At 41.5% G+C, this 14,673-nt stretch carries 11 protein-coding genes; 4 read left to right on the top strand and 7 right to left on the bottom strand.

Going from position 1 to position 14,673, the window contains the following annotated elements:
- Nucleotides 1-53: 53 nt before the first annotated feature.
- The gene (locus MHH61_RS03220) at nucleotides 54-815 is read left to right on the top strand and encodes an ABC transporter ATP-binding protein (protein WP_024426158.1); all 762 of its coding nucleotides are present in this window, start codon (nucleotides 54-56) and stop codon (nucleotides 813-815) included.
- The gene (locus tag MHH61_RS03225; RefSeq protein WP_024424824.1) at nucleotides 805-2,742 is read left to right on the top strand and encodes an ABC transporter permease; all 1,938 of its coding nucleotides are present in this window, start codon (nucleotides 805-807) and stop codon (nucleotides 2,740-2,742) included. The genes MHH61_RS03220 and MHH61_RS03225 overlap by 11 nt, the downstream gene beginning before the upstream one ends.
- A gap of 38 nt (nucleotides 2,743-2,780) precedes the next feature.
- On the opposite strand, the gene MHH61_RS03230 is transcribed toward MHH61_RS03225, so the two are convergent.
- From MHH61_RS03230 to MHH61_RS03255, 6 genes are all read right to left on the bottom strand, one after another.
- Nucleotides 2,781-4,133 carry an amidohydrolase family protein gene (locus MHH61_RS03230; protein ID WP_125587161.1) on the bottom strand — a complete coding sequence of 451 codons (1,353 nt, stop codon included), beginning with the start codon at nucleotides 4,131-4,133 and terminating at the stop codon, nucleotides 2,781-2,783.
- 263 nt (nucleotides 4,134-4,396) lie between these two features.
- Complete coding sequence (locus MHH61_RS03235; RefSeq protein ID WP_125587162.1) at nucleotides 4,397-5,011, bottom strand: LysE/ArgO family amino acid transporter; 615 nt, start codon at nucleotides 5,009-5,011, stop codon at nucleotides 4,397-4,399.
- Between the two features lie 132 nt (nucleotides 5,012-5,143).
- Entirely contained in the window at nucleotides 5,144-6,724 is a 1,581-nt protein-coding gene (locus MHH61_RS03240) for an acyl--CoA ligase (protein WP_120208802.1), read from the bottom strand.
- A gap of 226 nt (nucleotides 6,725-6,950) precedes the next feature.
- Nucleotides 6,951-7,163: an alpha/beta-type small acid-soluble spore protein gene (locus MHH61_RS03245; protein WP_024424829.1), complete on the bottom strand. Its 213-nt coding sequence runs from the start codon at nucleotides 7,161-7,163 to the stop codon at nucleotides 6,951-6,953.
- Between the two features lie 89 nt (nucleotides 7,164-7,252).
- On the bottom strand, nucleotides 7,253-8,458 hold the full coding sequence (gene thiI / locus MHH61_RS03250) for a tRNA uracil 4-sulfurtransferase ThiI (protein ID WP_024424830.1): 1,206 nt from the start codon (nucleotides 8,456-8,458) through the stop codon (nucleotides 7,253-7,255).
- A 4-nt stretch (nucleotides 8,459-8,462) separates the two neighbouring features.
- Complete coding sequence (locus MHH61_RS03255; protein ID WP_025092277.1) at nucleotides 8,463-9,605, bottom strand: cysteine desulfurase family protein; 1,143 nt, start codon at nucleotides 9,603-9,605, stop codon at nucleotides 8,463-8,465.
- Nucleotides 9,606-9,791: 186 nt separating this feature from the next.
- Between MHH61_RS03255 and brnQ (MHH61_RS03260) the strand changes: the two genes are divergently transcribed.
- Both brnQ (MHH61_RS03260) and brnQ (MHH61_RS03265) read left to right on the top strand, forming a co-directional pair.
- Nucleotides 9,792-11,132, top strand: coding sequence for a branched-chain amino acid transport system II carrier protein (gene brnQ / locus MHH61_RS03260; protein WP_101676762.1), 1,341 nt, complete (start codon nucleotides 9,792-9,794; stop codon nucleotides 11,130-11,132).
- 214 nt (nucleotides 11,133-11,346) lie between these two features.
- The gene (gene brnQ, locus MHH61_RS03265) at nucleotides 11,347-12,690 is read left to right on the top strand and encodes a branched-chain amino acid transport system II carrier protein (protein WP_125587163.1); all 1,344 of its coding nucleotides are present in this window, start codon (nucleotides 11,347-11,349) and stop codon (nucleotides 12,688-12,690) included.
- A gap of 41 nt (nucleotides 12,691-12,731) precedes the next feature.
- On the opposite strand, the gene ezrA is transcribed toward brnQ (MHH61_RS03265), so the two are convergent.
- Nucleotides 12,732-14,435 carry a septation ring formation regulator EzrA gene (gene ezrA, locus MHH61_RS03270; RefSeq protein ID WP_025092280.1) on the bottom strand — a complete coding sequence of 568 codons (1,704 nt, stop codon included), beginning with the start codon at nucleotides 14,433-14,435 and terminating at the stop codon, nucleotides 12,732-12,734.
- Nucleotides 14,436-14,673 lie beyond the last annotated feature (238 nt).

Here is a 14,673-nt window from a genome sequence, read left to right on the forward strand (position 1 = left end):
CAGGCTTCTTTTTATACTAGAGTTATCAATTAAAAGAAAAAGGGGTTCAGCAAATGAACATTTTAGAAGCTCGCAAAATTTATAAAAGCTATGGAAATAAATTCAACAAACAAGAGGTGCTCAGCGGCATTGATTTGACCATTGAAGCCGGGGAATTTGTTAGTATCATGGGGCCATCAGGCTCGGGGAAAACAACCCTTCTGAACGTATTGTCCTCTATCGATCATGTGTCCAGCGGATCCATTCGTATTGCAGATGCTGAGATGACACAAATGAAGGATCAGCAGCTTGCGGAATTTAGAAAAAAGCAGCTTGGCTTTGTTTTTCAAGATTATAATTTACTTGATACACTCACAGTCAAAGAAAATATTCTTTTGCCTTTATCCATATCCAAAACGCCAAAAAAAGAAGCTTTTGAACGTTTTCAGCAGCTTGCAGAAGACATGGGCATTTATGAACTAAGAGACAAATACCCGAATGAACTCTCTGGCGGACAAAAGCAGCGGACATCGGCGGTTCGTGCCTTCATTCATGAGCCAAGTCTTATTTTCGCTGATGAACCTACAGGGGCACTTGATTCCAAATCGGCATCTGACCTGCTCAACAAGCTGCAAGATTTCAATCGCAAACGAAAAGCGACCATTGTGATGGTGACACATGATCCTGTCGCAGCCAGCTATTCAAGCCGCGTCATTTTTATCAAGGATGGACAGATTTATACACAGTTGAATAAAGGCGCTTTAGAAAGAAAAATGTTTTTCGAGGATATTATGAAAACGCAAGGTGTCTTAGGCGGTGTGAAGCATGAACATTAATCAGCTCATCTTCCGTAACTTGAAGAAAAATTTGAAGAATTACTATTTATATGTGTTTGCTCTCGTGTTTAGTGTCGCGCTCTATTTTTCCTTTGTCACCTTGCAGTACTCGCCAGCACTTGATGGTGTAAAAGGCTCCATTAAAGGCGGCGCTTCAATTAAAGCCGCTTCGGTGCTGCTCATTGCGATCGTCGGTATTTTCCTGCTATATGCGAATAGCATTTTTATTAAACGCAGAGGAAAAGAAATAGGTCTCCTGCAGCTCATCGGTATGACGAAACAAAAAATTGCCAGGCTGCTCAATGCAGAAAACTTTATCCTATACGTGACAGCTATGGTTATCGGCATCATTGCCGGCTTTATCGGTTCAAAGCTGATGCTGATGGTGTTATTTAAAGTAACCGGCGTGAACGCCATCGCCAATCTGCATTTTTCAGGCATGGCCCTTCTGCAAACACTTATTGTCTTTTTCATTATCTATGGATTGATTATGCTGAGAAATAGGCGTTTTATTAAAAAACAGACGATTTTATCTTTGTTTAGAACAACATCTTCGACAGAACAGCGTGTGAAAAAGATCTCTGTGTTTGAAATCATCATTGGGGTTTTCGGTATTGTCTTGATCAGCTCAGGCTATTATATTTCTTCTAAGCTTTTTACCGGCTCATATACGTCGATGCTTGAGTTACTTTTAGCCATGATTTATATTCTAGCCTCTGTCATCATCGGTACCTTTCTTTTTTACAAAGGCTCTGTTTCTTTCATTGCCAATATCGTACGTAAAAGAAAAAATGGCTATCTCGCCATTCATGAAGTGTTATCATTGTCATCCATTATGTTCCGGCTAAAATCAAATGCACTGCTTTTAACGATTATTACAACCGTATCTGCACTTGCCATCGGTTTGCTGGCTCTTAGCTACATTTCTTATTACTCAGCGGAAAAAACCGCTGAGCAGCAAATTCCAGCTCATTTCGTCATGGGCTCAGAAAAAGAAGCAGCAACCTTCACTCGTGCACTTTCTGACAAACATATTGCTTATGATCAAAAGCAGGTCAAAGTGATTCAAGCGAAATTTGATGCGAAAAAAATCATGGATTCAGAATTGAAAAATATGAAAAATGATCCAGGCGTATTGACACTGCCTGTGATCAGTGAGAAAAACGCACCAAATATTCATGTAGAGAACAACGAAGTTATTTTAAGCGGCTACAGTGATCTATTAAAGAAATTCATGCCGATTCAAAGCTCAGGCGATGTGAAGCTTCTCATCAAGGAGCCTGTTGATTTGAAAGTCATGGATATGAAGAAAGATTATCTCATTTCATACAACTTCACTTTTGGCGGTCTGCCTGTTGCCGTCGTGAGTCAACATGTTTTTGAGCAGCTCGACAAACAGAAAGATCCAAAGCTGCAGTTTGAGAATAGCCAATATAACGCAGTCAATATAAAAGATAATAAAAATCTTGAACAAGCAAATCGCGTGTTTACATCTTTAAAACTAAGTGACAAAAGCATGTCTCAATTAGCTTCAGCTCAGCAGCAAAAACAAACAATAGGACTAATGATGTTTGTGGTCGGATTTTTAGGTCTCAGCTTCCTTGTCACATCAGGCTGTATTTTATACTTTAAACAAATGAATGAAAGTGAAGAGGAACAAAGCTCCTACACGATCTTGCGTAAGCTTGGTTTTACTGAGAAGGATCTATTAAAAGGCATCCGGCTGAAACAGCTGTTTAACTTTGGGATTCCGCTCATCATCGGATTGCTGCACAGCTACTTTGCTGTACAATCAGGCTGGTTTTTGTTCGGCGGAGAATTGTGGACTCCAATGCTTATCGTCATGTCGATTTACACTGCCCTCTATTCTGTCTTCGGATTCCTGTCTGTCCAATATTATAAAAAGGTCATCAAAGAATCCTTGTAAACAATTCCCCATAGGCAACGCCTATGGGGTTATTTTATTTACGAAGGTGTCGATTCAAACTTGTGTGATAAAATATGGTCTCTTGCTGTATAAGCTCTTCGTTTGACCTCTTCTAGGTTCACATCAACAAGCTTTCCGTTTCGTTTCACTGCTTTTCCAGCCACATAAACAGAATCAACATTTGAAGGATGTGCCGTTTGGACAACCGCGCCAGCCGGATCTGTCATCGGCAGAAGATTCATGCTTGTCCGGTCGATTAGGATGAAATCAGCTTCTTTCCCAGGTGTAAGCGACCCAATTTTATGATCGAGCTGTAATGCACGAGCCCCATTGATCGTCGCAGCCTCAAGCATTTGATGAGCAGACAGCCCAAGTTCAGGCCCCGGCATGACCCCATCCATTAACAACGATTGATTTTGGATCGCGCGCTCTGCTTGAAGTCCGAATTTCATTTGGGCAAACAAATCTCCTCCTGTCGCTGTCACTACGTCTACACCGAGTGTTGGAAGAACACCTTGTTCAATCGCAAGTCCTGTGACAGGATAACCGTGACCCATCATCATTTCAATTTCAGGGGTAATGGATATGGAGCTTCCGCTGTCTGCCAGCATCTTCATTTGATCCGCATCAATTGCATTAATATGCACCATGTTCAAATCTGGTCCGAGTAACCCTGCTTTATGAAGCCGCTCAATCGATCGATCCTCCGCTCCCCAATTCCCAAAGCCGATGTGCATACTGCATAGAGCATCTAGAGAACGGGCTGTTTCAATTTCAAATACCGACGTCTCCCATGATGAAAACTCTGGACCACGAATCGCAAGTCCCATTGTTAAAAGCTGATCTGATGATTGAAAATGTGCTTTTTTCACACGTGCTGCGTCCTCCATATTAGTGAGCGTACTCTCTCTATCCCAATATTCAGCATCTCCAGAGGACCCAAAAGCAAAAACAGCTCGTATGCCCGCATCTTTTAATCCTTCAATGAGCTCTTCTGTATGATCCATTGAATTGATCATCGTCCAGTCTAAAAACGTGGTCACACCTGCATCTAAAGCCTCTAATGCCCCTAAATAATTGGCGATTCGATCGTCGGATGGGCGTCTCATCGCTCCATAGTTGCCATAATAGATTTTGCTCAAATATGTCTGCAAAGACCAATCCGTCCCTATGCCCCGGATGACAGACTGCCACACATGCCGATGTGTATCTACAAGACCTGGCATGATGACCATATCAGATGCATCAACGATGTCTGCATCACTTACTTCAATTGAAGGCCTAACTTCTAAAATATGTTTCCCTTCAATTAACAAATCTCCCTTTTCAAGAAAACCTAAAGATGGATCCAGTGTTAAGAGAGCTGCATCTTTAAACAATGTTTTCTTCATCCATATCCCCCTTTTCAAATGACGAGGATAAATGCCCCCGCCTCAATGACATTTTAAAACAGAACAGGATCGAATTAGAAGAAAAGTGACTTATCTCAATATATGAAGAGCAGGCGTTTCTGAAATAGTTCTTTCGATCATCCCAAACTCAAAGAATTTCATAGGTTTGATTCCGATATATTGTAAGGCTGCTACACTTCCAACATAAAAAAAGCGCAGGATCATTACGTCCAAACGCTTCTTTGTTTGATTCTCTATGTACCTTACACAATCAATTGATACGCAATGTATAACGCAACCAGCCAGATCATGACCGCCGAAGCCTTATTGATACGGTTCATCCATTTGCCGTTTGTATCTAACTTTCCTAACATCTTCCCTAAAAGGGCGAGCCCCATAAACCATAACCAGGACACGATGATACAGGCAAGTGTAAACGCCAGCTTTTCTGCCCCGCTATATTGCAGCGAATTCGTACCAATGACACCTATCGTATCGAGAATCGCGTGGGGATTTAAAAGAGAAACTGAACAGGCAAATACAATTTGTTTTCTTGCAGGCATTAATTTCTGCTTCTCTTCATCACCTGATGATGAGCTTGTGTTCCATACAGACCATCCCATATACACTAAAAAACAGAAACCAATGATATAAAGGCCGATTTGCAGCACAGGAATGGTAAACACCACAACAGAAACACCTATGACAGCTAAAGCAATTAAAAGTGTGTCACAAAGAGCAGCTGTGATGACTACAGGCATTGCTCGATATAATCGAGGCTGCAGCGCTCCTTGTTGAAATACAAATACATTTTGTGCGCCCAAAGGTAAAATGAGACCAAAGGCAAGTACAATTCCATGAATGATCGCAATGGACATCTACTAACATTCTCCTTTTTCAGAAATTCCTACATATTTTAACATAAAGCACCCTGCCTGCTTTCAATGAATTTCATTTTCCATACAAAAAAAGCGCTGGATGCTTCCATCCAAACGCTTCTCTCTTCTTTATTATTGACCTTTTCGTGCAAGCTCTCTTTCTCTCAGCTCTACACGGCGGATTTTCGCTGACGGAGTTTTGGGCAGTTCGTCAATGAATTCGATTTCTCTTGGGTATTTGTACGGTGCTGTTGTGTTTTTCACATGTGTTTGCAGCTCTTTGATCAGTTCATCACTTTGCGCAGTTCCATCACGAAGGACGACGTAAGCTTTGACGATTGATCCTCTGATTTCATCTGGGCTCGCCACAACTGCACATTCCTTCACTGCTGGATGCTTAATCAGCGCATCTTCTACTTCAAACGGTCCAATTGTATAGCCTGAGCTGACAATGATGTCATCTCTGCGGCTTTCAAACCAGAAGTACCCATCTTCGTCTTTTTTCGCGCGGTCACCGGTAATAAAGTAATTGCCGCGTCGCTGCGCTTTTGTACGGTCTTCGTCTTTATAGTATTCCTTAAATAAAGCCGGTGTTTCTAGATGCACTGCAATGTCACCAATTTCTCCAGGTGCGCAGACGTTTCCATCCTCATCAATGATATCTACTTCGTTGCCAGGGGTTGGTTTTCCCATACTGCCTGGCTTGATGTCCATTCCTTTTAACACCCCTACGAGCAGTGTGCTTTCAGTTTGGCCATAGCCGTCTCGTACTTCTATATCGAAATGCTTTTTGAATGTATCAATGACTTCACGGTTCAGCGGCTCTCCCGCAGAAACAGCACTATGCAGCTTCGGCAGCTCGTACTGACTTAAATCATCTACTTTTGCCATAAAGCGGTATTCTGTCGGTGTACAGCATAGGACATTGATTTCATTATTTTGAAGCAGCTCTAAGTATGTATTTGGATTGAATTTCCCTCCATATACAAAGCCTTCTGCTCCACTTCCTAACACAGATAAGAGGGGGCTCCACACCCATTTTTGCCAGCCTGGTCCTGCTGTCGCCCATACTTTATCTCCTTCATTAATGGAGAGCCATGCTTTGGCAGCTGTGCGTAAATGTGCATACGCCCATCCGTGTGTATGAACAACCCCTTTAGGGTTCCCTGTTGTACCTGATGTATAGGATAAAAACGCCATGTCTGTGCGTTTTGTATCTGCCAACTCAAGCTCGTTTGATTGCTCTTCCTTTTGCGCTAGAATGTTTGTCCAGCCATGATCGTTTTCACCGATTGAAAATGTTTTAAAATCGTTTGGCTGTTTGGTTCCGTCGAACGATTGAATAAATGAAGAGTAGACGATCGCTCCTTTTGCTTCTGCGTGTTCAATTCGGTAATCTAAATCTTTCGCACGCAGCATTTCAGAACAAGGAATCACAACCATTCCTGTTTTCAAAATTGCTAAATAAATGCTGTATGCCTCGAGCATGCGCGGCACCATCACAATGATTTTATCGCCTTTTTTGAAGCCTGCTTTTAATAAAACATGTCCAATTTTATTTGCCTCTTCCACTAATGCTGCATACGTCACATGTGCTTCGTGGCCATTGCCGTCCTGCCAGTGCAGGGCCATTTTCTCCTTGTCATGACTGAACGCTTCAATCTCACTGACTAAGTTATATTGTTCTGGTGCAATTAAGTCTTCTCTTTTCATGGTACAGCTCCTTTTAGCCTCTTTCTTATGAAACGAAACATGTTTCAATTTACCTATTCTAACACTCATAACTGAAAAATGCTTGAATTAGGACCTACTCCTAGTATTATGCCATAATTTTTTAAATCCGTCTTCTTTTTTAAAAATATTCTAACTATTTATATGTACAAAAAGAAAAGAGCGGGAAGGATCCCGCTCATAAGCCATAGCTTTTAAATTGTGTGTCTTAGAAAGATCCGCCACCCATATGTTGTTGAGCGTAAGATACAAGACGCTTAGTGATTTCTCCACCAACTGATCCGTTAGCGCGAGATGTAGTTTCTGCACCAAGGTTTACACCAAATTCAGAAGCGATTTCGTACTTCATTTGGTCGATAGCTTGTGCAGCGCCTGGTACTAGTAATTGGTTAGAACTGCTTTGTCTGTTTTGTTGAGCCATGTGTTCTCACCTCCTTGTGAATATAGAATGTGTAGAAACACATGACTTCATGCGATTGATTTTATGGTAATTATTATGAAATTTTCGTTTTAGAATAGATCAGCGAATTCGTCTGCTGCTTTCTTTTCATTTGTCACAATAATTGTTTCAATTTGCTCTACTGCCTCGTCCAGCATCGGCTCGAAATCAGCAAAGCTTTCGTAGCGTTCTACCTTCTCAAGCTTTGGTTTTGTTTTAGGAGACGGCGGCGTAAAAATCGTACAGCAATCCTCGAAAGGCTGAATGCTTGTATCGTATGTGCCAATTCGTCTCGCTTCATCAATAATGTCATTTTTATCGACAGCAATGAGCGGGCGGATGATTGGTGTATTGGTCACATGGTTAATAGCATACATGCTTTCAAGTGTCTGGCTTGCCACTTGACCAAGGCTTTCTCCGGTAATAATCGCAAGGGCATCACGCTTTTCTCTTATTTTGTCAGCTATTTTCAGCATCATTCTTCTTGTTGATGTCATTGTATAGTTTTCAGGTACTTGTTTATGGATCAGCTCTTGAATTTTTGTAAAAGGTACGATGTGAAGCTTCACTTCGCCTCCATATGCTGCCAGGCATTCTGCAAGATCAATGACCTTTTGTTTGGCACGTTCACTTGTATACGGCGGGCTAAAGAAATGCACAGCTTCGATTTCAATTCCGCGTTTCATTGCTTGATAGCCGGCAACTGGGCTGTCAAAGCCGCCTGAAAGCATGAGCATCGCTCTTCCGCTAGAACCAACCGGCAGGCCGCCTGCACCTTTGACATCTTTAAATGTAATGTACGTTGCTTGCTCTCTGATTTCAATGCGTAAATGCACATCCGGCTGTTTCACATTGACCGTTAAGTTTTCCGTATTCTTTAGAACATGTCCGCCAATTTCACGGTTCATTTCATTTGAATCAAGTTCAAATTGTTTATAAGAGCGTTTCGTTGAGACTTTAAATGTATTTCCTTGTTCATACACTTCCTGTACTGCTGTTAGTGCCGCTTCTTTAATCGCATCTAGATTCGTCTCGCATTTAACCGCAAGACTAAAGCTCTGAATACCAAATACACTTTTGAGCTGTTCTGAAATCGGTTCAGGGTCTTCTCCGTTCAGCATAATCGTGATGCGGTCTCTATCAGATGCAACCTTTAATGCTTCAAAATCCTTTAAGACGAACCGAATGTGCTTTCTTAGTTTTTCAATAAATTTCTTTCTATTCTTCCCTTTTGTTGAGATCTCACCAAAACGGACTAAAATATGATCATATTTCATGCTGTTATCTCATTCCTTTTAATTTTTTCACACTTTGTGCGATCGATGTGATGATTTGCGGCGTTAGCTCTGGTCCTTGTTCATACGTCAAGCTGATTCTCATACTGCTTTTGGCTACTTCCTCTGGTTTTCCCATTGCCAGCAGTACACGGCTTGGCTCTTTTTTCTTGGCTGAGCAGGCAGAGGTTGTAGAAACATATATGCCTTCTTTTTCAAGCATATGGAGGAGGACCTCAATTTGAATACCCGGTACTGAAAAATTCACAATGTGCGGCGCACTTTGCTCCCTCGGTGTATTCATCACAATACCTTCTATCTCTCCAAGCTGTTTTTGCAGCTGCGTTTTTAAGTTCAGCATCTCATTATGATACTTGTCAAGCTGTTCAAATGATTGTTTCATGGCTTTTGCTAAGCTGACAGCTCCAGCAGGGTTTTCAGTACCTGAACGAAGTCCTAATTCCTGCTCTCCCCCAGTAATGAAAGGGGCGAGAGTGACATCTTTCTTTAAAAAGAGTGCTCCTGTGCCTTTTAATCCATGAATTTTATGGCCTGACATCGTCAAAAGGTCTACATCCAGCTGTTTATTGAGTGCGACCTTGCACATTCCCTGCACCCCGTCGACATGAAAAAGTGCGTTTTCGGCATGCTCACGAATGATGCCAGCAGCTTCTTCAATCGGCTGGATAGCACCGGTTTCGTTATTGACGTGCATCATGCTGACAAGCACTGTATCAGGGCGAAGCACTTCTTTTAAATGAGTCATATCTGCATGGCCATGCTCATTTACTTGAATATAGGAGATGTCAAAGCCAAATAACGCCTTCAGCTGTTCAAACGATTCAATAACAGAAGGATGCTCTATTTCTGTGGTCACAATATGCTTGCCCCGGTTCATTTTGGCAAGTGCTGCTCCTTTAATGGCGATGTTATTCGCTTCTGTTGCACCAGAAGTAAAAATAATCTCATATTGTTTCAAGCCCGTGTAGTGAAGCATTTGTTTTCTCGTTTCATTTAACAGCCGGCTTGCATCTATCCCGAGCTGATGAAGCGAAGATGGATTTCCAAAATAACGTTCACTCACTTGCTGATATACTTGTAAAACCTCAGGGTACGGTTTTGTGGTTGCACTATTATCAAGATACATCATTGCGAAACTCCTTATCCTCTTGCGTTTAACTAATATGATCCGAATTCCTTTTATTTCAATATAAAGCGGTATATTGACAACCTCATCAATTCACTATATCATGCATAGTGCCATTGTCATATTTTTTCCTAAATTAACAGAATATTTAAACATGGCGGAAAAATAAAATAATAGGGGGATAACCTTATGAAAAATAAGTTAAGTCAAACAGACACATTAGCCATCGGCTTAATGTTGTTTGCACTCTTTTTCGGCGCAGGCAATATGATATTCCCTCCTGTACTTGGACAGTACGCAGGTGAAAACGTATGGCTTGCGATCGGTGGATTTTTACTGACCGGAGTTGGGCTTCCACTCTTAGGTGTCATCGCCGTTGCCCTGACAGGAACTGGTGCAAAGGGGCTTGCTGACAAAGCTCATCCTACATTCGGTACCATTTTCACTGTCATTTTATATTTATCCATTGGGCCTTTCTTTGCGATCCCTCGTACTGGAACGGTTTCTTATGAAATTGGGCTGGCGCCGTTTCTGTCTGAAGCGCAGTCTGAATCATGGATTCCATTATTCTTGTTTTCGATTGCTTTTTTCGGCATTACCTATGCTCTTGCTTTAAATCCATCGAAGCTTGTTGACCGAATCGGTAAAATTTTAACACCAATTTTACTCGCTGTCATTGCTTTAATTGTGATCAAAGCGATCGCGACACCAATGGGTGGAATTGGGAGTCCGCATCCAACTTATGAAGGAAGCCCGCTGTTTACCGGCTTTTTAGAAGGCTACAAAACGATGGATGCTCTTGCTTCAATCGTTTTCGGAATTGTCGTTGTCACGGCTGTGAAAGAGCGCGGTATGACAGAACGTAAATCGATTGCCGCAGCCTGTATTAAAGCAGGGCTTGTCGCAGCTGCTGGACTAGCTCTTGTGTACATATCACTCGCTTATGTCGGAGCATCAAGTCCTGAGGCAACAGGTATGGTCGGGGCAAATGAAGGTGGAAAACTCCTTTCGCTTGCGGCGAACTTTTTATTTGGTTCTGCTGGTAATATTGTGCTAGGGGCTGCGATTTTATTTGCCTGTTTGACCACAAGTATTGGCCTGGTTTCATCCTGCGGGGAATATTTTTCTTCACTATTTCCACGCTTTTCTTATCGCACTGTTGTTTTAGTTGTATCTTTATTCAGTACATTTGTGGCAAACCTTGGACTGGCGCAAATTATTTCGCTCTCTGTTCCGGTTCTTGTTGCGATTTATCCGTTAGCCATCGTGATCATTCTCTTATCTTTTCTTGATCGCTGGATCAACGGAAGACGGATTATTTATATCGCTTCACTCATTTTTACAGGAATCTTTGCCGTCATCGACGGGTTAGTGGCAGCAAAGATTCCTCTTGGCGGTTTAAATGAAATTTTAGAAGCTACTGTTCCTTTATACAAACTTGGGATCGGCTGGGCTATCCCTGCCGTACTTGGAGCCATTATTGGTCTTCTTATTTCTTTGTTTACGAGCCCACCTAAACAGCCTGCTTAATCAAGCATCAAATCAAAAAACATCCCCTTCATAGGAGAAGGGGATGTTTTTTATTGTTCTTCATATACTAAAATAGAAAAATTCATGACTTTTGTATGAAAACACATGTTGACATCAGGCGTACATCCTTTATAATTAGTGAATGTTAATGAAGAACCGTTTTAGCAGCTAATTAACAGAATATTTCAACATAATATTGGAGGCTTTATATTCAATGAAGGCAACATTGTCGACGAAAGATACGATTATTATAGGTTTTATGTTATTTGCTTTATTCTTCGGCGCCGGAAATATGATTTATCCGCCAGAGCTTGGGCAATATGCCGGAACAAATGTATGGAAAGCAATGGGCGGATTTTTATTAACAGGTGTCGGTTTACCTCTACTCGGGATTATTGCGATTGCTTTAACAGGGCGTGATGCAAAAGGACTTGCAGATAAGGCTCACCCAGTGTTTGGAACAGCATTCACCGTCATTTTATATTTATCCATTGGGCCGCTTTTCGCTATTCCGCGTACAGGAACAGTTTCGTATGAGATTGGAGCATTACCATTTTTATCAAGTGTGCCAGCTTGGCTGTCTCTTCTTTTATTTACACTCGTCTTTTTCGGTATTACGTATTATCTTGCTTTAAATCCAACGAAAATCGTGGATCGTGTAGGAAAAATATTAACACCGATTAAATTTACGATCATTTTTATTATCATTGTCAAAGCCATTTTGACACCGATGGGCGTCATTGGTACACCAGATGTATCTTATAGCAGCGGATCGTTTTTCAAAGGATTTTTAGAGGGATATAAAACGATGGATGCTCTTGCTTCTATTGTATTTGGAATTGTTGTCATCAACGCAATTAAAGGACGCGGTGTGACAAGTAAAAAGGCACTGGCTTCTGCTTGTATCAAAGCGGGTTTGATTGCAGCTGCTGGATTAACCTTCGTTTACCTATCACTTGCGTATCTAGGTGCTTCTAGTACACATGCCATTGGATTCGTTGGAGATGGAAGCAAAATTTTAGCTCAGTCTTCTCAATTCCTTTTCGGCAGTCTAGGAAATATTGTGTTAGGAGCTGCCATTACAGTCGCTTGTTTAACAACAAGTATCGGTCTTGTCACATCATGCGGAGAGTATTTCTCAAAGTTACTTCCCAAGCTTTCTTATAAAATGGTCGTGACACTTGTTACATTGTTTAGTTTCATTATTTCTAACTTTGGACTTGCTCATATTGTTGCTTTCTCTGTTCCAGTCTTAACAGCGATTTATCCGCTGGCGATTGTGATCATCGTTCTATCACTTGCTGATAAATGGCTTGGACATAGAAGACCCGTATATGTTCTCTCGTTAATTTTAACAGGGTGCGTCAGCTTATTTGACGGATTAGCAGCAGCAAAGCTTCCAATCGGTCCAGTAAAAGACATCTTCCAAACAGTGCTGCCTTTTTATGACCTTGGCATTGGCTGGCTTGTCCCTGCGATACTTGGAGTCGCCATTGGGTTCGTGATCTCCCTTTTCACTTCTTCTGCTTCAGAAGAACGTCAGAAGCAGGCATCATAATACAAAAAAAGCTGAAGTCCTATCAATGGACTTCAGCTTTTTTATTGATGCTGATATTCTTTTTCGTGCTGAGCTAATAGCTTCTGAACGGCTCCAGGTGATGCTTTTTCCACAGCTGATGCTGCTACATCAAATGAACCGTTATAATCATACGCATAAAATCTTCGCTCTGCCTCTTTTAATTGTTCTGAAAGAATATGATTTTGGCTTCTAAAACGATTGCCATATTGAATGATTCGTTCAATTTGATCCACTTTTGTGAGCATTTCTTCCGTCTCATTCACAACATGTCTCACTGTGTCAGAGGCTTCTTTTAATTGCCCATTCACAGCTGGCATGTTGAGCGGCAAGTTCTCCAGCTGCTCGTGCACTTGCTGAATCATCTCCTGCGCTTTTTCAGCCTGCTCTTTCATGTCAGCAGGTACACCTGGAATATTGCTTTTTTGCAGCTGACGCACTGTATCTGTCAGCATCGTTTTGAGCTCAGCCAGTGTTTCTCTCGCTTGCAGCTCTTCTTTTCTTAATGATTGAAGATGATCCTTAAATGTATCATGCAATGCTTTTGCATCATCGATAAAGGTCTCAAGCTGATTGATTTCATTCATTAAAAGTGAATATGCGACATGATCACGATCAAGCTTCTCGCGAATTTGTTTCATGAGCTTTTCAATTTCTTCTAAGCGTTTTTCGAACGCCTTCTGTTGATCAAGCTCTCCGGCTGTCAGTTTGTAGCTTTCTTTTACAAGAGCTGTTTCTGCCTTTGTTTGGGTGTGATCCTGCTCTAGCTTTTCAAACGCTTCCGTCAGCTCAGGCATTTTGCTTTTGATTTCCTGACCTGCCTCTACTTCCGCTTCCAGCTGATCATACAGCGTCTGAATGGCATCATCAATCATTTGGAGAATGCTTGATGCCTCATCCAGATTGAGTTCATCAATAAGCAGTTTTTCCGCACGGGTCAGCTGTTTGTTTAAATTCTCAAGCTCTTTAGTGATCTGGATGTGCTCGAGCTTGTAGCCTTTGTCTGTCATTTCTTTATATCCGTCTTTCAGCTTCGTCAGCTGGCCTGGTACGGTTTGTTTGCAGTCTGCAATGAGCTTCGGTACATCATTGATATACAGCTGAAGCTGATCGAGTCTGCGGTCTTGCTCAAGCAAAATCTTTCTTGCTTTCATATAGTTGCCGTTTTCTGTCTCTTCCTCGTACTGCTTGATCCCTTCCCAGGCTTCATCTAAGTCCTGCTCCATTTTGTCATAAAGGGTGCCGTATAAATGGCTGTACGCAAGCAGATTTTTTCGAACTGTTTGATATTGTTCTTTGACCTTTTCAATGTCCTTGCGATTTTGCTCCTCGCTTGTGACAAGGTCTGCAATCTCTTTTAAAATGTCTTCAATGTTCGAATCAGCAGCACTCAGCAAGTCCTCAATGTGCGTAAGAACCTGCTTGGCTTTGGAGAATCGATATTTATCAGAATACTCTTCTGCATCATATAATAGCTCCTCTACCTTTGGAAGATGGGCTGTGACGATATCGTCCCACTCTGCACGCCATCTTTCAAAAAATTGCTCTGTTTCTCCGGTCATTTTTAAATGTTTGATCTTTGAAATTTCTTCTACAATTGATCTGTTTAAAATTTCAATTTTCCATGCTTCCAATCGGTCAATCTCTTTATATATATTTTTTCGCAGGAAATAACCGACTGAAAACAAAGCAAGCAAAATGACAATTAAACCGATGATTAACTCCATAATGAGCCCCCTTGTTGTGATCTAAGTGATGTCAGGGTAAAAGTGTCCCGAGTAGACCTGAGAACCCTTTCGTGTCCGCTTTGCATTTGTTTTTTTATAAGCAGGATCGTATGTTTTCCAATACCATCCATTCACGGTTTTATGTATGTTTTTTCAAGAAAGTATTTGTGCGCTTTCTATCATTTGATCACACGTATCAATGTGACCTGCTTTTATGTATGCGGAAGCTGTCGTTTTC

This window comes from Bacillus sp. FSL K6-3154 (genome assembly GCF_040869395.1).
In the GTDB taxonomy this organism is placed as follows: domain Bacteria; phylum Bacillota; class Bacilli; order Bacillales; family Bacillaceae; genus Bacillus; species Bacillus safensis.